This is a genomic window from Streptococcus oralis subsp. tigurinus, from assembly GCF_002093545.1.
Classification (GTDB): domain Bacteria; phylum Bacillota; class Bacilli; order Lactobacillales; family Streptococcaceae; genus Streptococcus; species Streptococcus oralis_C.
Genome location: NZ_LNVF01000001.1, coordinates 519,265 through 541,976, shown reverse-complemented (window position 1 = coordinate 541,976; position 22,712 = coordinate 519,265). Strand labels below are relative to the sequence as shown.

Here is a 22,712-nt window from a genome sequence, read left to right as displayed (position 1 = left end):
AAGTGATACTACGAAAGATACCAAACCTGCCAAAAAGCGAAGGGAAAATAGGAGTTGGGTGCAGTGAGCGATGCTCGCTAGACCAACTATCTTTTTCCCACTGCTCTTAGGGTGGGTTCAATTCCTTTCTTTCTTAATTTTGATGACAAATAGGAGAACAGCACGGGTTCAATTCAAACCCAAACTACCTACCTTTCAATTTTTTTAGAAAAGTTTTCCGCTCGTGTTCAAATCTGAACATCTCGCTCTACCTTTCTTTTTATATATTATATAAAGTTTAAAGAGGGGTAGTATTAAATACTTACTACACCTTTTGATTTCATAGTAAGATGATTCCAAGTTCTCTTCCAAAGTTGGAATCCTGCCTTTCTGTAGTTCCTAGTTTACCAACGAATCTAAAAATGCATACAGTTTTGCATTCATTTCAGAGTAATCGTTTCCACGTAATTCTTCTGGTGTTTGAACAAAAGATAACTTTTCACTTTGCTCTCTTAATTGCTCCTCACCATCCGCAGTAATTAAGAGTTCTACTACTTCGGGATCAAATTCCAAATGGGCCTGAAATGCATAATGTTTCGGACTAAAGCGAATAATTTGGCGTGGACAACCTTGACTCGTCGCAAGAACAACAGCATCCTCTGTCAGCCCTGGCATATCACCGTGCCAGTGGCCGGTTTCTAAGGTTTCTCCGAACAAGCTGACATGAGGATCTGTTAGGCCTTGCATCGTCAATGTCACAGGATAAACGCCGATCTCGCGTTCTGGACTATGTTCATACTTCGCACCATAGGCAACAGACAGGAGCTGCGCACCAAGACAGACACCAACAATATAAATATCTGCAGCAATCGCTTCTTTCATAAAAGCAATCTCGGCCTTAGGATCATAGTATGGGAAGTTTTCTCTATCCTCATCAGGTGATTGAGGGCCACCCATAACAATCAGAAAATCAATTCCGTCAATTGTTTCAGGAAGAGGTTCTTTTTCGTAAACCTTTGTTGATGTAATGTGATGCCCTCGTGCCAGAGCCCATTTTAGATAAGCTCCCGGAACCTCAAATGTTTCATGCAGTACAAAATGTACCTTCATTGTTTCTTCTCCCATCTCTTTCGAATCACGTAAGACATTCCTGCCGCTAGTACAAGCGGTATTGTCAAACTCCAATCCTGGCCTGTAAATCCAAGGCTCAGTGCAATGGCCGTCAGAGGAGCTTGTAAGGTCGTTCCTAAAAAGACTGTTGCTCCTAGTAGCATTCCTAGAGCTGGATCCAGATGAATGCCAACTACTGTCAAAAGCAAAGTCACAAAATAGCCAGATCCAATCCCCAAGGCAAATGATGGCGTCAAGGTTCCCCCATAGGCACCATTACGCAAGAGGAGATAAACTAGAAGCCCCTTCACTGCAAGAGTCAATGGAAGATAAGGAATTGGCTGGCTAGACAACAAGGCTTGGGCTAGTACCTGGCCATTTCCCATAAAGATAGGGAAAAAGACTGCCAGGCTCCCCAGCACGAGAAAGGCTAGAGGAAGAGCCCAAAGGATCGTCTCATCCTTGCGCCGTTTGCGATTAGCTTGCTTGGCTAAGGATCGAAAAACCAGTGCTAGAGGAGTAACCAATGAAGCAATCAGAATCGCCTGCAAGAAACTGCTAGACGACCAAGAGACCGCAGATAGGTGATAAATAGCATCCTGACCAACAATGGGCTGAGCCACCCAGGTTGCCAGATAAGTACTAGCCAAAATCAGCAAAAAGTTCTGCCAACTATAGGTAAGTCCTAAGGTCTCAAAGACAAACAAACTACTAGCAAAGGGAACCTGATAGACCGCAGCTAGACCAGCTCCTGCTCCACAGGCAACCAACACCTTTCGTTCTTTGAGAGTTAGAGAGAATCCCTTCGACAAGCAACCAGCTAGAAGAGCCCCGACCTCACGTGGTGCTCCCTCTTTTCCGACCGATGCGCCTGCTCCAACAATCGCAACCTGCATACCTGCATGAAAGAGGTGGGCTAAGAGCGCTGGCTCCCTGTCTCCAGCTAATATAATTTGCTGACGAATAGACAAAATCTTATGGCGCCTTTGTAGGACATACCAGAAGCCAGCTGCCAAGACCCCTGTCACACACAGAACGAGGAATCTACGGAGACCCCCAGCTTCTTGAAATTGCTGGAGCAAATCCGAACTAGTTTGGCCAAAGGCCAGCCATCGCACACTTTCTAGTAAATAATGGCAAGCAATTCCGACCAGACCCGTCCCTATTCCCAATGATAGAGTGGCTAGAAGTAGCCTCAGTCCGTAGGGCAGGCTTTGGAGTCGTGCTTTCATAGGATTAGAGTTCAGCAAGAATAGCTTTAACCAAACCTTTGAAGTCGCCTTTAACACGTTCAGTCACTTCTACAACTTCTTCGTGGTTGAGTTCTTCTTGGAAACCAGCAGCATGGTTAGTGATACATGAAATTCCTAGAACTTTCAAGCCTGAGTGAGCGGCCACAATAACTTCAGGAACAGTGGACATACCAACTGCATCTGCCCCCAATGTCTTATAGGCACGAATTTCTGCTGGGGTTTCATAAGTCGGACCTGTTACACCAATATAGACACCTTCATCAAGCTTGATACCAAGTTTCTTGGCCACTTCATGGGCAGTAGCACGATATTCTGGAGTGTAGGCTTTAGACATATCTGGGAAACGTGGACCAAAATCATCCAAGTTTTCACCCATCAATGGGTTCTGCCCCGTCATATTGATATGGTCTGAGATAGCCATCAAAGTACCAGGACCGAATCCAATACCGCCAGCTGCATTGGTTACAATGACACCTTCACATCCGAGGACTTTCATCACACGAACTGGGAAAGTCACGACTTCAAGAGGATTTCCTTCATAGAAATGAAAACGACCTTGAAGAGCCAAGACTTTTCGACCTGCGAGTTCACCATATACCAATTTACCAGCGTGACCAACTACTGTAGAGCGGCCCCAGTTTGGAATCTCAGCATAGTCTACTACAACTGGATTTTCGATCTCTTCTGCCAATTCTCCAAGACCTGATCCAAGGATTAGACCAAACTCGGGAGCTTGGATTCCCTTGCTTTTCAAGAAAGCAGCTGTTTCCTTGATCTTATCTAAAAATGTCATTCTGTATCTCCTTTATTATTTTTTAGCATTTGACCGATTTTGTCAAAGGTTTTGGCATTGCGAATGGTGATATTGCTATAAAAAGGCATCTTGAGCAAGTACTTATGATAGGCAGTTGCATAGTAGGATTCCTCAGAGAATTTCCCCCAGAAAATCCCAAGTCTTCCAAAATGAACCACTTCATCTTTCAGTTCTAAACTATCAACTGTCGCTATGACTTGATCCACATCCAAGCCCTCCGTGTAAAAGAGGACATCCTTTCGTGCCAAATCTTTGGTCCACCAATCTGGTAGATTTTCAAGCTCCGCCTCAAAGTCCTCTAGACTCAGTAAAGAAAAACTCTGAATAAATGGATAATGGACTTCAAAGAAAGCCTCTAACTTTTCAACCAATCGCGCTTTGGGAGCTGTCGAAGTAAAGAAAATATTGCCACTGTTGATGTAGGTTTCAACCTTCTCTAGCCCCAACTCTGTCAGTTCTTGACGAAGTTGCGCCATAACAACCTTATTTTTCCCTCCGACATTAATGCCCCGAACAATTAAAGCATATCGCGTCATCTTATACCAATTTATCTAAGAAACTTTCCCCAATCATGGCAGTTTCAACACCAAAGTTATCGGCAACAGTCGCTGAGATATCTGCAAAATGTCCAACTGGAATGACACCATTTCCTTTAAAGGAAGGACTATAAGCCAAAAGTGGAATATATTCGCGAGTGTGGTCTGTTCCTGCATAGGTTGGGTCATTTCCATGGTCCGCAGTAATCAAGAGAAGGTCGTTCTCTCTCATGGCTGCGATAATTTCAGGCAAACGTTCATCGAACTCATGCAAGCAATCACGGTAACCATGAGCATTGCGGCGGTGTCCATAAAGGGCATCAAAGTCCACCAAGTTTGTGAATGAGAATCCTTTTTCAAACTCAGCAAGTCCCATGGTCTTCAATAATGTATCAATTCCGTGGCTGTTTGACTTGTTGTGGCCCATGTCATGATTGATACCAGCTCCGTTAAAGATATCGTTGATTTTACCAACAGCGTAAGTATCGATACCTGCTTCGTTCAATTTATCCAAAACGGTTGGTGCAAATGGAGATACAGCCAAGTCACGACGGTTTGCTGTACGAGTGAAGTTACCTGGTTCACCAACATACGGACGAGCAATGATACGACCTAGAAGGGCAGGACGCTCAAGGGTAATTGAACGAGCGTATTCACAGATACGGTACAATTCATCCAAAGGAATGATGTCTTCGTGGGCAGCAATTTGCAAAACAGGGTCAGCTGAAGTATAGATAATCAACTCCCCAGTTTCCATTTGACGTGGTCCGAAATCATCGATAACAGCCGTACCTGAGTAAGGTTTGTTGGCTTCACGAATGACCTTACGTCCTGAAAATTCTTCGATTTTTGTCAAAATTTCTTCTGGGAATCCGTTCCAGAAAGTATCGAAAGGCTCGGTAATGTTGAGTCCCATGATTTCCCAGTGACCAGTCATGGTATCCTTACCAAGGGAAACTTCTTCCAATTTTGTTGCATAACCTGTTGGATTGCTTTCAGCTGGTACAGTCTTAAGCGGCGTTTCGCGAGGAATATTTCCTAGACCGATTTTAGCCATGTTTGGTACATTCAAACCAACGGTTTTTGAAATGTGTCCCAGTGTGTCAGAAGCTCCGTCTGGAACCCCTGCATTGACAAAGTTATTGGCATCTGGTGCAGCACCGATTCCCACAGAATCCAGTACCACCAAGTGAATCCGATTAAATTTTGACATAGTGTGTCTCCTTATTATTTTAGTTATCTTGCTTTTGTTGAAGTTAAAATCTGAACGCCATCTCGTCCAGCAACGATGACCTTATCCACCATTTGGTTGAACAAGCCATGCTCTACGACACCAACGACATGATCCAATTCTTGCCCGAAGGTAATTGGATTTTCAATGACATCCAAGGCTAGGTCAATAATAAAATTCTGCATATCGGTCACAAAACGTTGGCCGTCTTTTTCACGGAAACTTGGTTTGTATCCAGCTCGCTCAAAACGACGAAAGACCTGTTCTGACCCATACTGAACCACTTCTACTGGCAATTTAAAAGCACCTAGTTTCTCTACCAGTTTGCTTTCATCTACCACCCAAATGTATTCTTTTGAGGGCGTTGCGACAACCTTCTCCATCAGAAGGGCACCACCACCACCTTTGATCCCGTTGAACTGGCTATCTACTTCATCCGCCCCGTCAACCGTCACATCGACAAAGTCTACTTGATCAATCGACTTGAGCGGGATGTTAAGACCTTCAGCCTGCTTACTGGTCACACTGGAAGTCGTTACAGCAGTAATCTGCAAACCTTCTTCCTTAATGCGACGACCGATTTCTTCTACGAAATAGTAGGCAGTAGAGCCCGTTCCAAGTCCGACTACCATGCCATCCTTGACAAACTCAGCAGCCTTGATACCTGCCATCTTTTTCAGATTCTCCACTTAAACACCTCCATTAAAGAGCTATTTTTATTATAACATGTATCCGTTTTTATTTCATGAATACACTTGAAAAACCCGAACATTTTTATTTCGGGTTTTTATGTCCTATTTAACCATGTCAGGATCGTAATCATAGAATCCCGTATCGAGGAAACGGTTTTTAGGGTGTAACTTGCGCACTTCCTCATCTAACAAGAAGGCTTGGTCATGGCTGAATTTGCCCTCTTGAATCAAGCTGCGTGCTTGGACAAAGAGTTTGGCAATTTCTACAAAATTCTGACCAGGTGTGTAGAGCCCCTCTAGCTTCCAGTGAGTAAAACCATGCTCCACCAATTCTGTCAATTTGGTCATCAGATCAAGGTCATTGTTGGCAAAAATATGAGTACCATGATTATCTTCAAAGATGGAATAATGGCTCTCAGGGTCACTCGGTTCTGCTAAGAAGAGGTCACGTTTACGCGTCTTTTCGTCATCGATATGCGTGAAGTTATAGTAGTTTTGTAAAAGCGGACGCTTAGAATGGTGAATAACACTAGCTCCATAAACCAAGACTTCAGCAGGAATTTCCAAAATCTCTGGCATTTTGAAGAGTTCAGCCGATGGAATTTCACGCGCCAAAACCGCCTCAGATGCGCCAGCCTTTTGACCCCAGAAGTTAATCTGACGGCTACTTGTCACCATGGTTGAAGCATCGTAGATAGTCTTAAAGGAATAGCCATCACGGTTTACCACGTAAAAGACACCTGCATCTCCAACAGTGATATAGTCTATCTTGATTTCTTCCAAGAAGTCTAGGAAGGGCTTGATACGGTCCATCATATCTTGGTGCATGAGGGCGTTGACTGCAACAATCAATTTCTTACCCGCATCATGAACGAGCTTAGCGATGGTGCGCAACTCTTCATAACTAAAGGTTGTTGGCAGACGAAGGCCAAAATCTTTCTCACCAACATAGATACGATCTACGCCAGCTTCGAGTAGTTGTTCAACTTGTTCAATACTTTCAGCAGTTGCTGTAATAATAATCTTTTCCATAAGAAAAATTATACCACATTTCTCAAAAATCAGCTATGAATACTGAGAGTTTCACAAAAAGTTAAACTTATTTCTATCTTTCCCAATCAAAAAAGTGAACAGTAACTTGTACCATTCACTCTATTTTATGCATGTGTTTCTTCAACTAGGTGGCCATCGTTCATGACATAAATACGGTCAACCTTATCAAGAAGGCGTGTATCATGTGTAATCATGACAACTCCTCTACCTTGTTCATGGGCAATGGCAGCCAACATTTCTGTTACTTGGTAAGCACGCTGGGTATCTAGACTGGCTGTCGGCTCATCTGCAAGAACGATGCTCGGATTATTATAAAGCGCTCTAGCAATCGCCGCACGTTGACGTTCGCCACCCGATAGAGCCTTGGGATAATGATCTTGTACTTTTTCCAAATCCAACAAGTCAAACAGCTCTTTTCGGTCACTCTTCCTATTTTTTCCCTTATCTAGTCTGTCAATCAAATCCAGCTGTTCCTTGACCGTTAGAAAAGGAATTAGGTTTGAAGCCTGGAGAATGAAACCAAACTCTCTAAAACGGAGGTCTGTTTTCTCCTTCTCCGTCAAACTACCTGTTTCCTTCCCCTTGACTAGAATCTTTCCACTCGAAGCTTCCTGTAGTTGTCCTAGAGTTGTTAGAAAGGTCGTCTTTCCAGATCCCGAAGGTCCAACAATAGCTACGAACTCTCCCGCATTTAGCTGAAAATTCGTCTCATGCAGGGCAACGACTTTCATCTTTCCTTCCCCGTAGGTTTTTGTAACTTGAGTCATTTCAATCAATGCTGTCATACTATTCTCCTTATCACTCTGCAATCGCAGTAATCGGGTCCACCTTTAGCAAGCGTGGAAGTGAAATGACACCACCTAGAAGGGCCATCAAGGAAATTACCAAGCTCAGGACAGAGTAAGCTATCCAGCTTGGGTAGAAAAAGAAGGTAGCTGGTAAGACTAAAATCACTCCACCAATAGCCAGCAAGGCTAAAGCAATTCCCATACCAGCTAGGAGGAAGATTTGACAGAATAGAGACCATACAATGGTTTTGATCTGTATTCCCTGAGCCCGCATTATTCCATAAAGTCCTAGTTTTTGGATGGTAATGATATAAACAAAAATCCCCACAATCAAGCCTGTGATAACAATCATAGCAAGAATCATCCCTGAAAATACATTAACCTGAGGTGTGTAACCAGGAATTTTTGATATCATTTTTGGAATGGAAATCTGTTTCAGACCATCGCCAACCACTTCTATATCATTTTTCAATACCAAGGCAGAGATAGAACGATTGGCTTTCAAGGTTCCTTGTAAGGTCCAATAAGTTGTCAAACTCGTAAAGACAACAGGCTCAGTGAAAAACTTATTTCCTTGAGTCAGGCCTACAATCTTGTAACTTGCCTCACTTCCATTAAGCTGAATGGCATCGCCTAGCTTCATCCCATAGTTCTCAAAAGACTGATCCACGACAACCTCATCATCCCCTTCAGGGTACCTTCCCTCCGTTAAACTAGGAGAGATAAAAGAGTCCCAGTTTTGAGCAAAGATGGAAACGTTGACCTTTTCACTACCATCGACTAGATTGGTCACAGCGAACATATATCCCAATGGAGCAGCCTCTTCAGAATTTTTATCCTTGTAGTCCTTTTCGGGAATAAAAGATGCCGTCAAATTATCATTTGCGTAGTCAGATAAAACGACACCCGTCGCTTGCCAATTATCAATAGCTGCCCGGTTGTTTCGCACAAGACCAAGAGCTAGACTGGTCATAAAAAAGACCATAAAAGCGATAAGAAAAATGGTAGTTAGAATCAAACTATATCGAAGTTTGTTTCGTACTATTTCTTTGATAGCAAGATACATGCTTATCTCCTTTAACTTTCCCCAGAGGTAGCAAGAAGGCCACCCAGTCCAATAGACAGAATTTCTGTCTTATCATCCATTCAAAACAACTCCTACCAATACTCTTCAAAAGTATCCAGGTAGCAACTTAACAAATCATCTTAGGAAAAAGCCTCAGCTTGCTATCAATTTATATAAGTTATCTCTTCCTTACTCAGTATATTTATAATAGAGAAGGTCAGGTCATCTGTTTTAAGTGTAACATCCATGCTATCACTTTCCCCAGTGGGTGTCAAGAAGAGTGACTTAGAAGATGATAAGAGACTTTAGTAGTTTTGTAACAATTCTGTAATAATTCTCTGCATAAAAAATGATAAAATAGTTAGGTACTGTTAAGGAGAGAATCATGCCCGCAAGAAAATTAGAAGCTTATGAGTTTGAACAAACTCCCGAATCGAATCAAACTCCGCTTTATCAAGACTATACACTGGAAGCACCTGTTAGCTCCAATTTAAAAGAGATTTTATTTTTTGTAAATATTGCTTGTTTTTGTATTTTTATGGTGTTTTTTAGTTTTATCTTTTTAGCCTTAAAATTGAACACAGCTTTATCATTTGTTGCTGCTATGGGGGCAAGCTTGACACTCCTCCAACTCCAACGAAAGATTATTAAACGAAAAATTTCAAAATAAAGGTTGGTACCACTACCAACCTCTTTTCTAGTTGACAAAAAAGACAGTTTTAAAACTGTCTTTTTATTTATTCTTACGTTTGGGAGGAGATTGGATAGCAATTTTAACTTCAAAAATCGTTCCTCTAGGTTTGTTATCTTTAACGGTAATCGTTCCTCGTAAGGCATCTACGATCTGCTTGGCCAAAGATAGTCCTAGACCAAAACCACCTTTCTGACGGGTTCTCGCCTTGTCTACACGATAAAAGCGGTCAAAGATTTTCTTCTTATCGGCAGCTGAGATCCCAATTCCGTTATCTGTTACTGATAGATAGAGGTGGCGATCCGTAGCATGGACCACAAACTCAATTTTTCCATCTTCTTCAGTATACTTGATAGCATTATCAAACAAGATAGTCATGAGCTGTTTTAGGAGCAACTGATCGGTCATGAAGGGACGATAAATCCGATTTTCATATTCAAAAACACGATCATTTTCAGAAGCAATCAACTCATAGTTAGCAAAGGTTGTTTTAAAGAATTGTGGAGAAACTTCTGCTATTTCTGGTTTGATTCCATCATCTCGACGTGCAAGATTGAGAAGATTTGTCGTGAGGAAACGCATGTTGCGAACTTCTTCAAGACTAGAAGCAATGCTTTCGCTGGATTCCATAATCGTCGCTTCTGGTTTTCGAAAGAGAGTCTCTAAACGATTTTGTAAAACAGCCAAAGGCGTTCTCAGTTCGTGACTCGCATTTTCTACAAAGGACTTCTGCTTTTGCATACTTTCCAGTAAAGGTTTGACACTGACACGTGCCAGATAAACACTGGCAATTAAAGACAGAAGCCAGAAACTAGCCATCACTACAACAATTAAATGCTCGTGGTTTTGGCTGATTTGCTCAAGCTGGCTAGTATTGATTAAAACCGCCGCATATTTGACATTACTTGAAACAGTGGATGAATTGGTTTCCATCAAGATCATCCGGTAGGTTTCTTCCTGACCGTAGCTATTGACAACTTGAATTTGCCGAATGTGATTCAACTCTTTCTTGTCCAGCTTGATCTTGTCCAAACCTAAAAAGCGATTGCCCAGTAAGAGTTGGTTAAAATCCTTATCAAAGAGCAAGACTTCCGTATTGGAGCTGACATTGGGTTTGATTTCAGCCTTGCTGGCATCCGCTGTTGCTGGTTGAATATCTTTGACTTCTTCAGTTGCCCGATTAAGGGCTAATTGGATAACAGCTTGAGGGCTAGTGCTAAGGGCTTGTAGTTTTTCATCTACAGAAGTATAAAGACTCGAGTGCATGACCTGGAGGATAATCAAGGTCATAGCAGAGAAGATTAGGGTGAACACTCCAAAGTTTCGAATGAAATAGCTGAAATCATCCGCATACCATGTTTTTTTTAGTTTATTGAACATCTTTTAAAATATACCCGACACTACGCAAGGTTTGAAGATTTTCAGCAAAGGCTGTCCCCTTCAGTTTCTTACGAACTTTTGAAACATAAACTTCTACAACGGAAATAGTCGTATCGCTATCAAATCCCCATAGACGATCAAAAATTTGTGTCTTGGGAAGAATGACATTTTGATTTTGAAGGAAGTAAACCAATAACTCAAACTCTTTTCCGAGTAATTCCACAGGAGTATCTTCCACCTTCACTTCATTCGTTGAAAGGTTGACGACAATATCCCCATAGGTCAAGGTGTTTTCGTTAAACTTACCTGAACGTTTGAGAAGAGCTTGAATCCGCATTTTGAGTTCTTCTAGGTAGAAAGGTTTGGTGAGGTAGTCATCCGCTCCCAACTCAAAACCATGTCCCTTGTCATCTAAACTTTCCTTGGCTGTCATGATAAGGACAGGGGTTGTAATTCCTTTTTCGCGCAACTCTTTCAAGACTTGGAATCCATTTTTTTCAGGCAACATCAGGTCAAGCAAAATCAAGTCATAGACGCCACTTTCAGCTTCGTAGAGACCTTCTTCTCCATCAAAGACCTGCATGACATCTGCAAAATCATCTAAAAAGTCAAATACTGAATTTGACAGGCCCAGGTCATCTTCTACTAATAAGATTTTTATCATCAGAAACTCCTCCTTGTTATGATTATTATACCAAAATTGCCTTAAAAAAAACTCAACTCTCTCTTCTTTTCAGATAGAAAGTTGAGTTTTTGTTTACATTTCGAACGAATTAAGCTTTGGCATATTGGACTACAACAGTTTCTACTGCTGCTTTCTCACGCTTAATCAAGTCAACACGTGCTGTGATATCCTTGATCCCCATGCGAATGTTACGGCTAAGAGCAAGGTCAGAGAGCTGTGGCTCAAAGAATTCCTTGTACTCTGCCAAGCGTTGCTCAGTCTTAAATACATGGGCAGGTAGGATAACAAAGCTATCAAAGCTCATATCTCCTCCAAGAGCTGCCTTGATCCAATCCCAGTTTTCACGCGCCCATACCCAAACAGTTTCTTGAGTTGTTTGATGATCTAGGAACTGGTAATACCAAGCAGACAAGTCTTGTGGTTTCACAACAAACTTATCCTTCCATGAACGAATCAAGGTTTGGATATTATCAGCATCTGTGCTGTAGGCAAGAGCAGCTGCCAACTGGCGTTTGAAGACAGCATCTGTGGCATGAGTGTAGAGGTCCAGATAAGTTGCGACCAAGTCCTTGGTCTCATGGTGTTTCATTTCATTGATGAGAACTTGTGCACGGATGACTGCTGGAAGTCCTGCAAGATTTTCCTTGTGAGCTGCAAAGATTTGGCTAGCAACTTGACTAGCTCCTGCATCATTTGACCGAATCATCATGGAAATGGTCAACTGACGAACCAATTCGTCTTCATCTGATTCACCATCTTTGGCTTCAAAACCAAGACGGTCATAGTTGTGACGAGCCAGTTTAGCAACGAGTGTGTTAAAGGCTTTCTCAGTTTCTGTTCCTTCATCGATAAAGCGCTCAAGGGCAGCAATCACTTGAGATACAGCTGAAACTACCAAGTAAGACTCTTCCTTAGCTAGTTTATCAAGGACTGGGAGCAAGTCTGCATAAGAAATATGACCTGCCTCAGCCAACAAACGACGTTCTTGAACGATTTGCAGTTTGCTTGTGTTATCAAGTGTCTCTAGATCAGCAAGAACGGCATCTAACAAGTCTCCTTGATAGTCGGTAATGTAGTGGGCTGTATTTTCAGTGTTGAGACGAAGAGCTCCTTTATTTTCAGCAAGAAGAGCTGCGTAGCCAGGGATTTCAATACTTTCAGTTTCGAGTGTATCTGGCAAACCTTTCCAGTTGCTGTTGAGTGGCACAACCCAGAGACGGTTCTTGTCTTCGTGCTCACCGATAAAGAATTGTTTTTGTGAAATCTTCAAGACATCATTTTCAACTTTGACAGTAAGGACTGGGTAACCAGGTTGTTCCAACCAAGAATCCATGAAGGCTGCAACATCACGTCCTGATGCTTGTCCGAGAGCATTCCAAAGGTCACGACCGATGGTGTTGCTGTACTGGTGCTTTTCAAAGTAGGCATGCAACCCTTTAGCAAAATCAGCATCTCCTAGCCAACGACGAAGCATGTGCATGAGACGGCTTCCTTTGGCATAGACGATAGCTCCGTCAAAGAGGGTATTGATTTCATCCGGGTGTTTGACTTCAACGTGAACAGACTGAACGCCATCCGTCGCATCGCGTTTAAGAGCTCCTGGCACCCCACCTGTTTGGAAGTCCTCAAAGATATTCCAACTTGGTTCGATGGCATCCACACAGACGTATTCCATCATGTTTGCGAAGCTTTCATTGAGCCAAAGGTCATCCCACCATTTCATAGTCACGAGGTTCCCAAACCATTGATGGGCAAGTTCGTGGGCGATGACAAGGGCAACTTGTTGGCGGCTAGCAAAGGTTGAGTTCTCATCCACAACCAAGTAAACTTCACGGTAGGTTACCAGACCCCAGTTTTCCATAGCACCTGCTGAGAAGTCAGGGAGGGCGATATGAAGAGATTGAGGGATTGGATATTTAACTCCGTAGTAATCTTCGTAAAACTCGATTGAGCGAACAGCGATGTCTAGTGAGAATTCAAGGTTAGAAAGTGGATGGGCTTTGGTAGAGTAGACACCTACGAGGGTACCATTCTTGGTTTTAGCGGTTACCCCTTGCAAATCACCAGCGACAAAAGCCAACAAATAAGATGACATGCGAGGTGTTGTTTCAAACTTCCAGATGCCTGTTTCCTTACGGTTTTCAACGTCAGTCTCTGGCATGTTTGACAAGGCCAGTTCACCTTCTGCTTGGTCAAAACGAAGAGCGAGATCAAAGGTTGCTTTGGCTTCTGGCTCATCCACACATGGGAAGGCTTCGCGTGCGAAATGGCTCTCGAACTGGGTAGACAAGACCTCCTTCTTGACACCATCAACTGTGTAGTATGAAGGGTAAATCCCTGTCATATTGTCTGTGATTTTTCCTGAAAAAGCAATAACCAATTCAACTTGACCAGCCTCAGCCAACTCGATATGAAGGGCTTCATTTTCATGATCCACTGTAAATGGACGAGCTTGACCCGCAACATCTACAGAAGCGATTTCCAAGTCTTTTTGGTGAAGGGAAATACGGTCACTCTGTGCTTGACCAGTAATGGTCACCTTACCAGAAAACGTTTTGGTCTCACGACTCAAGTCTAAAAATAAATCATAATGTTCAGGAACAAATTGGGTAATAAAATGTTCAACTGCTTGCATAGTTTTCTCCTATTCTAAGTTTAAGAGCTGCTACTCTTCTTCAAACAAACTTATTATATCATGTTTTGCTTGAGAAAAAAGGATTGGACGGTGATTTCCAAAACTTTCTTCCTTCCATCTGTCTACAGAGGGTAAACCTTGCGAAATTCTTCCAAAACAACTTTGCTGTCAGGTGTAAAAGCCAGCCCAACCTCTCTCAGCCACTCGGCGAAACAGTCTTCATGAACCTGACGCCAATAGGCTAGGGATTTATCACCTTCCCCTTCCTTAAAAGCATGTTCAGCAGAAACTTGATTGAAAGGCTGAACGGAAACCTTTGTAATTTCGACAATGCAGACAGCCCGATCTTGGCCATCTAAAATGACGTCAAATGTTCCTTCTCGTGGAAGTGGTTCGTTATCAACTGCATAAAGATCATAGGCTGAGGCGGTTGCTGTCTTTTCGCCTCTTAGAACTAAGTCTGCCAAGAGATCGGCTTGCACTCCAAAAGCCCAGGCATCTATCTCATCGCCGATAGAGGAGTTGATTTGCTTGTATGCTTTCCACATTTCTTGCGGTGTCATGGGTTGCTCCTTTGTAATTTTTTACTTACTTTTTTTACACGTTTGAGGTGTTCTGGATGGTCAATCTCTAAATTAAAAATCTCTGGAATAGAACTGTAGTGGATAATGCATTTGATACCCATCTGATTCATTTGTTGTATGAAAGAATCATTCAGATAGCCTGCTACAGCAAAGTCAATCTTTTTCATCCTTGCTTTGTCCTGCATCTGTCTCAGCAGATTTAACATAATTGGACTTTCCATATCATGCCATTGACTATTTCTCACTGTCGCAAAAACAAAAGAGGTCAAATCATTCATTCCAACTATAATCTTTGAAACACCAGCTTCCAGTATCCTGTCCAAGTCAAAATAAGCTGACGGTAATTCAATCATCGTGGCAACTTTCCCAGTAAAACCATGCTGACGCAATACTGTAATAGCTTGTTTTAATTGGTCGGCATCATTGACAAAAGGAAAAATAACAGATAGATTGGGATTTGTTTGATAAACTTCTGTAACGACAATTGCCTCAGCCTGAAATTCATCCGGACACGTCAGTAAACGCCTAGTTCCTCTGTATCCAAACAAGGGATGATTTTCATCCAAATACTCTTTAGTCCCCTTTAGACAATTAGCTTCTGTATTCGTTAATTCTGAAAAACGATACCAAACCTCTTCATCTGAGTACAAGGAGCAAATGGTGTCTAGATAATCTTTTATAAATTGCTGACAACTTGCTAATAGGATGTTTTGATTGAGCTCTCTCAGTAAGTATTCCCCACGAATCATGCCAATATGGTGGAATATTTTAGGATGAACCTTTTCAACAATTTTTTCGCCACTAAGAGCTAGTTGGTTATTCATAGCCATTCACCTCTTTCCATCCTTCAAATTTAGCCACACTTCCTCATCCCTTAAAAGGGAAAAGGCTAACAATACCTTGCTCCTTGATAAAGCTTTGTAATCTTTCGATTTGTTCTTCTATTTTAGACTGGATATCCGCCTCGTCCAGAGTTGATTCCGCACTAAACAACTGAAGTTTTAACAAGTCTGCTAAGTAAAGTAAGCGCCATTCAATTTCAGATGTAAAGGTCGAAGCTTGCTCGATTTTTGCAAGCTTTTGTTCCAAAGTATCACCATTCAAAAATCTCTGATGTACTCTCCTTCTTATTTTTCTAGTTGATTCCTCCCCAGAATCTTGTGGACTTAAAAGGAGATTTTGATAGATGGATACCTGATTTTCCGTCTGCTTTTCCATATAGGCCAACAAGACTATCGAACTCTCAACAAAGGTCCAACTATTATAATCTCCTTCAAAGGGAATTTGTAGCACAATATCTAACAACTTTTTAGCTAGTTCTTTTTGACCATATAGATAGAGTAAATAAGCAAGGTGATTAAGAGACTCAAGATAGGAACAGTTGGTCTTCTTGTACTTTTTTAATATTTTTTCTACATAGGGTTTTAAATCTGGATGATTTTCCACTAGCTCAAATACTTCTGTCAGCTTCATTTTAACTCCTTACTGTATTCGCCTATACTTAAATGGAACTATGTAAATCCAGCTTAGTTACTAGGAAAAGGGCATAAACGTATCATTCCGATTATAGTAATTCAATGCATCGACCAAGTCATGGGGGCTTGCGTCTGGCTTTTCATCCAAGGCTACAATCAAAACATCAATCAACTGTTCACCATAATATACCAGATTAAGATTTCTCTCTACTACTTCCACAGGGTAGACATCTTTATCATCAACTACATCTGGATAATCAGAAATCAGATAAAGACTATCAAGTGTTAAGTCACCCTCATCCCGTCCGTAAAGACAAAAATCATCTGAAGCTAGCTGTTCCACGCGAACTTGCTCTAAAATATCTGCTAGTGAAAAGAATTGGTGTTTAGGCATGATTGCTCCTTTTATTTCTACTCATCTTCCACAAAAGAGTTTAAAAATTCCTCAAATGAAAACCATTGACCGAAAATTTCGGCTCTTTCTTCTAAAACATAGTAGTAAACCTTACCATAATCTTCTTCCCTTAGAGACAGAGCATAGTTGCCAGACCCAGGATCATAGGCAAAATGAAGGAGGTCTTTAGCCTTAAATCCTGCTGGAACAACCTCATCATCAAACCAGTTGAGGGCCTTCTCCATCTCCTCTAGTGAATAAAAAGCATTAAAAGGAAAGAGATGTTTGTCATCATGAACACCAGACACACAAGAGTGACCACCATTGTACTGAAGATAAAAGTTTAACATGGATTCGGGCAATTTCTTTCCAAGGTTCTCCTCAAATTGTAAAAGATCTTCTCTTGTAATTGGCTCATTCGCATCTGTTGCTCTTAGCATAATTATCCCTCCGGTTTTACAATCTTTCTTCTAAGACCTTGTCAATAAAGTCATAGACAGTTGTAGCAACTGTTTGCATTTCTAAAGAGCCCAAAGCACCCAAATCATTCTCATAAATGGAATCATCAGCATTTTTCTTGATAAAGTAGGCCAAATCTCCCTCTTGACCAATCAAAAAGAAGTCTGGTTCATCTACTTCTATCTGATAGGTCTCATTACGCTCTTGTAGATCCTCCTTGGCATACAAACAGATACCTGAGTCACCAATCTCATAAGGATCTACTTCGTCCCATTCCAATAAAAACTGATGGTAGAAACTTGGAAACTCAAATCCAAATATATCTTGTTCCATCTTTAACCTCCAATAGTGAACAATGCAAACTGTACCAAAGCATCACTTCAAACTCCAACCACCATCAATGGTCAGAATTTGTCCTTGCATGGCAGATGCGTGACCGCTAGCTAAAAAGAGACTGACTTTTGCAATTTCACTTGGCTCAATCCAGCGCTTTATTGGCGTTTCATTGGCTACCCAGTCAGCCAACCCACCTGGCTCAAAGTCCGCAGCGGTCATAGCTGTCTTGACCGCTCCCGGAGCGATACCAAAGACCTGAATCCCAGCTTCTGCATAGTCTAGAGCCAACTGCTTGGTAAAGCCAGCTAAGGCATGCTTAGACGAGGTATAGGCGTGACCACCTCCACCAGCTAGGCTCGAAGCAATCGAACACATATTGATAATGATTCCCTTTTTACTTTCCAGCATTTGTGTCAAATAATAACGAGTCAACTCAACAGGAGTCACGTAGTTGATTTCAAAAATCTCTTGAATTTCCTGAGCTGATTGTTCCAAAAGCGGTTTATAATCATCCAAAACTCCTGCAGTATTGCACAAAACATCCACCTGAGGACACCAGTCAAAAATTGGCTCCAAGTCCAAGGTTAAATCTCTCTGTAAAAAGTAGAAATCACCCTCTAAGAGTGGATTTTCACCTTGGTCAACTCCATAAACTTGATAACCCTTCTCTAAAAAGAGTCGAGCTTGAGCCAGACCAATCCCTGAACTTACTCCCGTAATCAATACACGTCTAGTCATGCACTTCTACCCAATCCGTCGCCAAAACATCACAAGGTGTCGGGCTCCACATGGAAAAACCTTCCCCTTCTCCAGACACATTGATTAGGAAATAAGGCGTCACTTCAAGTGCAATCCCATTTTGCTCGATAGTGTCAAAGAGTTGGACATAGTTTTCAGCCCCTCCCCAGCCAGTTCGTACATATTTTTTCTTAGCCTTTAATCCAGGCAAGATTTCTTCAAAAGTCATGTTGTTCTCCTTTAATGCTACATTCTTAATTTAATTATAACAAAAAACCGTTTTCCAACGGCTTTTTGACTGTATCTTAGTGCAATAAAACAAATAGCTATCCAATTTTTTTATTATTTCAGTTCAATTAATTTATTGTAGATTTTCTCAGTCAGTTCTTTCTGTTGCGTTCCTGTTAAATAGTGTGAAGTACGAATTAAAACAGTTCCATAAACATAGTGGGATCCCGGATTTAAAGCAGTTCCATCAAAAGCACTAATATAAGTATTGCGCTTTTCTGCATCTTCTTTTGTCTTATAAACCTCTATATTTCCACCAGCATCATTACCTTTTTGAACAATATCTGAGCCCTCTACAGATTCATTCACTTGCTTGTCAACAAAATATACAGACGCTGTATACCCACCTTGTTTATTTAATTTTTTATTAGGGTCATTATCCTCCGTAACAGATTGTACTCCAGTAATTGATTCAATTTCTTTGAGTCTTTCTTCGATAAAAGAACTTGAAGGATTTGTAATTTGTTTTAATTGAAGAATGCTATTTTGATAGTGAATCAATTTTTCAGATAAATTCTTTTTTGTTTCACTATAATCTAATGGTTGACTTAATTCTTCAATTTGCTTCTCAATCTTAGCAGTCGCTTTCTCTATTTCTGGTACTTTACGAAGTGAATCTTTGCTATCCTTTATAGTTGATTTCAATTCTTCCAATGTCTTAGAATCAAGAGGTTCTTCATCATTATCAACAACCTTTTCAGCCTCAGCTATTTGATCTTCAACTTCTTTATTTTTTTCATTTAAATCCTTTACTACATCTTCAAACTTAGTTACAGCAGCTTGATGTGGCGCATAGGACAAGAAATAGTAGCCCATGCCAGAAATTCCTATGATGAGACACATTGACAATATCATTATTTTTTTCTTCATTTCAATCTCCAAAAAGTATTTAATATCTTCACAATTTTACTATAATACATCAAAACAAGCAACAAAAAAACCGTTTTCCAACGGCTTTTTGACTGTATATCTACTAAATTCTTCCTACCACTGCAATCCAGCTTCTCTGATTTCTTTCTTAGAAGCAAATTTACCATTTGGTCTGTGCCATCTCCCTTTTCTATCTCTGAAGTAGCCACCTGAATTTGTTGATTGCGAGTTTGATTCCTGGCTTTCTTCCTTTTCTTGTGCGGCTTGGCGAGCTTTTTCTTGCTCTTCTTCTTTTGCTTTCTTTTCAGCTGCTTCTTTTTCCTCAGCCTCTTTCTTGGCTTTTTCCTCAGCTTCCTTCTTGGCTTTTTCCTCAGCTTCTTTCTTAGCTTTTTCTTCTTTGTTTTCAACTGTATTTTTGGCAGTACCATCCAAATAATTGATTTCCGCATTAGCTGAAACATTGTCTAAAACGACATGCGTCACTGAATACTGATCAACCTTTTCCTTACTACCACCTAACTTGATTTCCAAGAGTTTGCCATTTTCATCTATTCCCACATACTGTAATTCAATTTGTCTCGGAATCAACTCATCTTTTTGATAGATTGGGGTCACCTTGTAGTCAAGATAGTAGTTCGGATGATTGGCCAACCAGGAGTCCAATCGATTTTCATAGTAAAGCATGCTTTCTTGATTAGTGTTATCTGTTCCATAATATGTTCCAGCATTGAGCCAGTTAGTCATAGGAACCAAGTTTTTCTTTTCATCATTCAATCCACTAAACTGGTACCCAATCAAATGACCTCGATTCATTAACCATGCCTTTTTAGAACCATCTCCATAGTAAAAATTATAGTTATGCCAACCAACCGGGTTATAACTTATCTTAGGCTCTCTCTTCTCATTTGGCTCATCTCTGTCCTTAAGTTGAATATGAGCACCCGTTGCGCGTGATTTAGAATCCAATTCTCCAAGTTCTAGCTGCTTTTCATTTTTAAAAGGCAAAAGTCCAGCTTCTTTAAACAACTTCTCATCAAACTTAATTTGCTTCTGTTCAATTTTTTCTTCTGGAACTGTTTGTTCTACCTTATGTCCAGAACAAGCAACTAGTGTTGTGATCGAAAGCAAGGCAATTGAGAAAGATAGTAGCTTTTTCATAAAAATCTCCTTTATTTTTATATAGTGATTAGATTAATATCTCCTCTTTCATTCTACTATCATTTTGTTAATTATTCAAGAATAAAGAGACTGTTATTATACTATTTCTCCTCCAATGTTTAAAACAAAAACGATAACCACTTTTCAGTAGTTACCGTTGATTTCTTTTGATTAGTCTTTCCCACCAAGTTTGCTATTGATGGTCATCATGATGCTGGCTATCTTCTCACCCCAGTATGGATCAGAAGCATAGCGAACATTCATCCCGGTTGCTTTATTTCCAAGGTGGTCTCTGCCATAGTCAAAGTAATTCTCACGAATCCACTTGGCCGCTCCAAGAATTCCTTTGTCCACATTATCAAAGCTTTTGGCTGAGAGATATGGGCTAGTATCATAAGCCGCAATACCAAAGAAGTTGTTCTTATCTCTGGAAATTTGACTGCGACCCCAAGCACTTTCAAGGGCACTATGGGCCATCAAGTAAAGGGCATTGACACCGTAACGTTCCTCAGCCTCTTTGAAAGTCGCTCCTTTACCTGCTAGAGGACTATCCTGCAAGTTCATCATCGAATACAGTTTATCCAATTCAGCTGCACTATAATTACTTGGTTCTCTCAAGTTTTTATAGAGGAAAGGATTTTTAATGGTAAAGCCATCAAAATGCTCCCCGTCAGTTGAGTAGTACTTCTTACCAATAACCATAGCAGATGTGTGTGGAGCTACTTTGATACTCGTGTATGGAGAGAGTTCATGGTAGAGGAATTTCCCATCACTAGTATAATGAGGGATAAACTCGCTTCCTTCATCCACTGCTGTCAAATCACTTTGATTCATATAGCCAGACAAGCCAGAAATCGAAACTGCAAGTCGGCCACCTTTTCGAGTAGAGCTATCCAGTGAAACGATGCTTCCTTGGTTAATGTAACTCAAGATATCTCCAGATGCACTATAGACATAGGCTGTGATTGGTTTAACTTTGTAATATTTGGTTTTATCCGCAACATGCCATTTACCTGAGGCATCCAAGGTATGACCATCTACAGTCTCGTTTTTTGCCATGTAACCGCCTGATTTAAGGTAGTGCCATGATTGATCGGATGAATCATAGATTAATTCTTTCTCAGCCATCTTCCCATTTGACTTGAGGTAGAACCAATTGTTCTTGTACCACACCCACTCACTTGCAGCCATATAACCGCCTGATTTGAGATAGTAGTAACCATTATCCCATATCCATTCTTTATTGGCATAATTTCCATCAGAGTTGATATAGAACCATGAGTTATAATTCTTGTCAAAGAGCCAACCTTTACCAGCTTTTGCTCCACTACTCGTCACATAACTGCGGTCAATCCAAGTTTCTGTGGAGAGGTAGCCACCGGATTTGAAATGGTAATCCTTACCTTTGATGATTTGCCAACCTTTTTCAGCATAGGTTCCGTCAGCTTTCAAGTAAAACCATGAGTTATAATTCTTGTCAAAGAGCCATTCCGATTTCAGTTTAGCTCCACTCTTAGCAACATAGAAGCGGTCAATCCAACGTTCAGTAGAAAGATAGCCTCCAAATTTGAAATGGTAATCTTTACCTTTAATCGTTTCCCAGCCTTTTTCGGCATAGCTACCATCAGCTTTCAAGTAAAACCAAGAATCATAATTCTTATCAAAGAGCCATTCCGATTTCAATTTAGCTCCACTTTTAGCAACATAGAAGCGGTCAATCCAACGTTCAGTAGAAAGATAACCGCCTGATTTGAAATGGTAGTCCTTCCCATCTATGGTTTGCCAGCCATTTTCAGCATAGGTACCATCTTGTTGAATGTAGAACCAACTGCTATAGTTGTCATCATAGATCCAACCTTGTTTGACCTTTTTACCATTTTCTGACAAATAGTTCTTGCCAAGCCAAGCACTTTTCAGCATTTTACCTTGTGAATTGATGTAGTATTGGTTCTCCCCTTGAGTGATCCACTCATCTTTGGCCATTTTCCCGTCTTCTTTAAGGTAATATTTTTCCTGACCTTGTTGAATCCACTCATTTTGAGCTTTCTGACCATCAGCCTTGAGGTAAAGCCAACTCTGTCCTTCTTGGTCAAAAAGCCACTGGTCCTTGGCCTTGGCACCATTAGCATTGACATAATATTGGTTGACCCAAGTATTTGTAGCCAAGATTCCATTAGCATCAAAATAGTAGTCCTTACCAGCAACAGTCAACCAACCGTTTTCCGCACGTTGACCATCATCTTTAAGATAAAACCAGTTCTGATGCGTTTGGTCAAAAAGCCATTGGTTGGTTACTGGTTTTCCATCAGCTTTGAGGTAGGTCTTTCCTTGCCATGTACCTTCTTCAGCTCTTGCTGTCTCCACTACAGTAAAAAAACACCCCAATAAGCCAGCACTTACTAGGGCCACTTTCCATCGTTTCATTTAAATGCTCCAATAACGTTTTCTAAACCCTATTGTAACATAGTTAACCGACGGAAATATTACAAATTGATGA

24 protein-coding genes are annotated in these 22,712 nt (G+C 41.0%); 1 reads left to right on the top strand and 23 read right to left on the bottom strand.

Annotated features, from left to right (window positions below):
- Positions 1–378 precede the first annotated feature (378 nt).
- The 9 genes from ATE34_RS02725 to ATE34_RS02685 all read right to left on the bottom strand — a co-directional run bounded on the left by ATE34_RS02725 (position 379) and on the right by ATE34_RS02685 (position 8,522).
- Entirely contained in the window at positions 379–1,089 is a 711-nt protein-coding gene (locus ATE34_RS02725) for a type 1 glutamine amidotransferase (RefSeq protein WP_084911005.1), read from the bottom strand.
- Complete coding sequence (locus tag ATE34_RS02720) at positions 1,086–2,321, bottom strand: chloride channel protein (protein WP_180382659.1); 1,236 nt, start codon at positions 2,319–2,321, stop codon at positions 1,086–1,088. Before ATE34_RS02720 ends, ATE34_RS02725 begins: the two co-directional genes overlap by 4 nt.
- A 4-nt stretch (positions 2,322–2,325) precedes the next feature.
- A complete protein-coding gene (locus ATE34_RS02715; RefSeq protein ID WP_084911003.1) occupies positions 2,326–3,135 on the bottom strand; it encodes a purine-nucleoside phosphorylase in 810 nt (269 codons plus the stop codon).
- Positions 3,132–3,692, bottom strand: coding sequence for a DUF1697 domain-containing protein (locus ATE34_RS02710; protein WP_002876183.1), 561 nt, complete (start codon positions 3,690–3,692; stop codon positions 3,132–3,134). Before ATE34_RS02710 ends, ATE34_RS02715 begins: the two co-directional genes overlap by 4 nt.
- A gap of 1 nt (position 3,693) precedes the next feature.
- A complete protein-coding gene (locus ATE34_RS02705) occupies positions 3,694–4,905 on the bottom strand; it encodes a phosphopentomutase (protein WP_000033119.1) in 1,212 nt (403 codons plus the stop codon).
- Between the two features lie 23 nt (positions 4,906–4,928).
- Complete coding sequence (gene rpiA / locus ATE34_RS02700) at positions 4,929–5,612, bottom strand: ribose-5-phosphate isomerase RpiA (RefSeq protein ID WP_061598549.1); 684 nt, start codon at positions 5,610–5,612, stop codon at positions 4,929–4,931.
- Positions 5,613–5,717: 105 nt separating this feature from the next.
- Positions 5,718–6,647, bottom strand: a complete 930-nt coding sequence (locus ATE34_RS02695) for a peptidase U32 family protein (protein ID WP_061598551.1) — start codon at positions 6,645–6,647, stop codon at positions 5,718–5,720.
- Positions 6,648–6,772: 125 nt separating this feature from the next.
- Positions 6,773–7,453, bottom strand: a complete 681-nt coding sequence (locus tag ATE34_RS02690) for an ABC transporter ATP-binding protein (protein ID WP_061598553.1) — start codon at positions 7,451–7,453, stop codon at positions 6,773–6,775.
- Positions 7,454–7,466: 13 nt separating this feature from the next.
- Positions 7,467–8,522 (bottom strand): ABC transporter permease, encoded by a 1,056-nt coding sequence (locus ATE34_RS02685; protein ID WP_084911001.1) that lies wholly within the window; start codon positions 8,520–8,522, stop codon positions 7,467–7,469.
- Positions 8,523–8,907: 385 nt separating this feature from the next.
- Between ATE34_RS02685 and ATE34_RS02680 the strand changes: the two genes are divergently transcribed.
- Positions 8,908–9,192, top strand: coding sequence for a DUF3270 domain-containing protein (locus tag ATE34_RS02680; protein ID WP_009730037.1), 285 nt, complete (start codon positions 8,908–8,910; stop codon positions 9,190–9,192).
- 63 nt (positions 9,193–9,255) lie between these two features.
- Here the strand turns inward: ATE34_RS02680 and ATE34_RS02675 are convergent, their stop codons facing one another.
- From ATE34_RS02675 to ATE34_RS02610, 14 genes are all read right to left on the bottom strand, one after another.
- Positions 9,256–10,593: a sensor histidine kinase gene (locus ATE34_RS02675; RefSeq protein WP_061598557.1), complete on the bottom strand. Its 1,338-nt coding sequence runs from the start codon at positions 10,591–10,593 to the stop codon at positions 9,256–9,258.
- On the bottom strand, positions 10,583–11,257 hold the full coding sequence (gene ciaR / locus ATE34_RS02670; protein ID WP_000590630.1) for a two-component system response regulator CiaR: 675 nt from the start codon (positions 11,255–11,257) through the stop codon (positions 10,583–10,585). The genes ATE34_RS02675 and ciaR overlap by 11 nt, the downstream gene beginning before the upstream one ends.
- Positions 11,258–11,366: 109 nt before the next feature.
- On the bottom strand, positions 11,367–13,913 hold the full coding sequence (locus ATE34_RS02665; RefSeq protein WP_084910999.1) for a M1 family metallopeptidase: 2,547 nt from the start codon (positions 13,911–13,913) through the stop codon (positions 11,367–11,369).
- Positions 13,914–14,035: 122 nt separating this feature from the next.
- Entirely contained in the window at positions 14,036–14,476 is a 441-nt protein-coding gene (locus tag ATE34_RS02660; RefSeq protein WP_000188804.1) for an ASCH domain-containing protein, read from the bottom strand.
- Positions 14,473–15,321, bottom strand: coding sequence for a putative PEP-binding protein (locus ATE34_RS02655; protein ID WP_142357478.1), 849 nt, complete (start codon positions 15,319–15,321; stop codon positions 14,473–14,475). The genes ATE34_RS02660 and ATE34_RS02655 overlap by 4 nt, the downstream gene beginning before the upstream one ends.
- A gap of 43 nt (positions 15,322–15,364) precedes the next feature.
- Entirely contained in the window at positions 15,365–15,970 is a 606-nt protein-coding gene (locus ATE34_RS02650; protein WP_084910995.1) for a DUF6707 family protein, read from the bottom strand.
- A gap of 60 nt (positions 15,971–16,030) precedes the next feature.
- Entirely contained in the window at positions 16,031–16,366 is a 336-nt protein-coding gene (locus ATE34_RS02645; RefSeq protein ID WP_084910993.1) for a DUF7716 domain-containing protein, read from the bottom strand.
- Positions 16,367–16,383: 17 nt separating this feature from the next.
- Complete coding sequence (locus tag ATE34_RS02640; protein ID WP_084910991.1) at positions 16,384–16,806, bottom strand: SMI1/KNR4 family protein; 423 nt, start codon at positions 16,804–16,806, stop codon at positions 16,384–16,386.
- 16 nt (positions 16,807–16,822) lie between these two features.
- The gene (locus ATE34_RS02635) at positions 16,823–17,158 is read right to left on the bottom strand and encodes a hypothetical protein (RefSeq protein ID WP_084910989.1); all 336 of its coding nucleotides are present in this window, start codon (positions 17,156–17,158) and stop codon (positions 16,823–16,825) included.
- A 42-nt stretch (positions 17,159–17,200) separates the two neighbouring features.
- Positions 17,201–17,899, bottom strand: a complete 699-nt coding sequence (locus ATE34_RS02630) for a 3-oxoacyl-ACP reductase (protein WP_084910987.1) — start codon at positions 17,897–17,899, stop codon at positions 17,201–17,203.
- Positions 17,892–18,128, bottom strand: coding sequence for a DUF2829 domain-containing protein (locus ATE34_RS02625; protein ID WP_049479736.1), 237 nt, complete (start codon positions 18,126–18,128; stop codon positions 17,892–17,894). The genes ATE34_RS02630 and ATE34_RS02625 overlap by 8 nt, the downstream gene beginning before the upstream one ends.
- Before the next feature lie 113 nt (positions 18,129–18,241).
- Entirely contained in the window at positions 18,242–19,057 is an 816-nt protein-coding gene (locus ATE34_RS02620) for an EbhA (protein WP_084910985.1), read from the bottom strand.
- Between the two features lie 114 nt (positions 19,058–19,171).
- Complete coding sequence (locus ATE34_RS02615; protein WP_084910983.1) at positions 19,172–20,215, bottom strand: DNA/RNA non-specific endonuclease; 1,044 nt, start codon at positions 20,213–20,215, stop codon at positions 19,172–19,174.
- Positions 20,216–20,386: 171 nt separating this feature from the next.
- Entirely contained in the window at positions 20,387–22,639 is a 2,253-nt protein-coding gene (locus tag ATE34_RS02610) for a glucosaminidase domain-containing protein (RefSeq protein ID WP_084910981.1), read from the bottom strand.
- Between the last annotated feature and the right edge of the window lie 73 nt (positions 22,640–22,712).

Bases quoted from the DNA above. Each gene is read 5' to 3' on its own strand.
- ATE34_RS02725 (WP_084911005.1), bottom strand. From the start codon at position 1,089: ATGAAGGTACATTTTGTACTGCATGAAACATTTGAGGTTCCGGGAGCT.
- ATE34_RS02720 (WP_180382659.1), bottom strand. From the start codon at position 2,321: ATGAAAGCACGACTCCAAAGCCTGCCCTACGGACTGAGGCTACTTCTA.
- ATE34_RS02715 (WP_084911003.1), bottom strand. From the start codon at position 3,135: ATGACATTTTTAGATAAGATCAAGGAAACAGCTGCTTTCTTGAAAAGC.
- ATE34_RS02710 (WP_002876183.1), bottom strand. From the start codon at position 3,692: ATGACGCGATATGCTTTAATTGTTCGGGGCATTAATGTCGGAGGGAAA.
- ATE34_RS02705 (WP_000033119.1), bottom strand. From the start codon at position 4,905: ATGTCAAAATTTAATCGGATTCACTTGGTGGTACTGGATTCTGTGGGA.
- ATE34_RS02695 (WP_061598551.1), bottom strand. From the start codon at position 6,647: ATGGAAAAGATTATTATTACAGCAACTGCTGAAAGTATTGAACAAGTT.
- ATE34_RS02690 (WP_061598553.1), bottom strand. From the start codon at position 7,453: ATGACAGCATTGATTGAAATGACTCAAGTTACAAAAACCTACGGGGAA.
- ATE34_RS02685 (WP_084911001.1), bottom strand. From the start codon at position 8,522: ATGTATCTTGCTATCAAAGAAATAGTACGAAACAAACTTCGATATAGT.
- ATE34_RS02680 (WP_009730037.1), top strand. From the start codon at position 8,908: ATGCCCGCAAGAAAATTAGAAGCTTATGAGTTTGAACAAACTCCCGAA.
- ATE34_RS02675 (WP_061598557.1), bottom strand. From the start codon at position 10,593: ATGTTCAATAAACTAAAAAAAACATGGTATGCGGATGATTTCAGCTAT.
- ciaR (WP_000590630.1), bottom strand. From the start codon at position 11,257: ATGATAAAAATCTTATTAGTAGAAGATGACCTGGGCCTGTCAAATTCA.
- ATE34_RS02665 (WP_084910999.1), bottom strand. From the start codon at position 13,913: ATGCAAGCAGTTGAACATTTTATTACCCAATTTGTTCCTGAACATTAT.
- ATE34_RS02660 (WP_000188804.1), bottom strand. From the start codon at position 14,476: ATGACACCGCAAGAAATGTGGAAAGCATACAAGCAAATCAACTCCTCT.
- ATE34_RS02655 (WP_142357478.1), bottom strand. From the start codon at position 15,321: ATGAATAACCAACTAGCTCTTAGTGGCGAAAAAATTGTTGAAAAGGTT.
- ATE34_RS02650 (WP_084910995.1), bottom strand. From the start codon at position 15,970: ATGAAGCTGACAGAAGTATTTGAGCTAGTGGAAAATCATCCAGATTTA.
- ATE34_RS02645 (WP_084910993.1), bottom strand. From the start codon at position 16,366: ATGCCTAAACACCAATTCTTTTCACTAGCAGATATTTTAGAGCAAGTT.
- ATE34_RS02640 (WP_084910991.1), bottom strand. From the start codon at position 16,806: ATGCTAAGAGCAACAGATGCGAATGAGCCAATTACAAGAGAAGATCTT.
- ATE34_RS02635 (WP_084910989.1), bottom strand. From the start codon at position 17,158: ATGGAACAAGATATATTTGGATTTGAGTTTCCAAGTTTCTACCATCAG.
- ATE34_RS02630 (WP_084910987.1), bottom strand. From the start codon at position 17,899: ATGACTAGACGTGTATTGATTACGGGAGTAAGTTCAGGGATTGGTCTG.
- ATE34_RS02625 (WP_049479736.1), bottom strand. From the start codon at position 18,128: ATGACTTTTGAAGAAATCTTGCCTGGATTAAAGGCTAAGAAAAAATAT.
- ATE34_RS02620 (WP_084910985.1), bottom strand. From the start codon at position 19,057: ATGAAGAAAAAAATAATGATATTGTCAATGTGTCTCATCATAGGAATT.
- ATE34_RS02615 (WP_084910983.1), bottom strand. From the start codon at position 20,215: ATGAAAAAGCTACTATCTTTCTCAATTGCCTTGCTTTCGATCACAACA.
- ATE34_RS02610 (WP_084910981.1), bottom strand. From the start codon at position 22,639: ATGAAACGATGGAAAGTGGCCCTAGTAAGTGCTGGCTTATTGGGGTGT.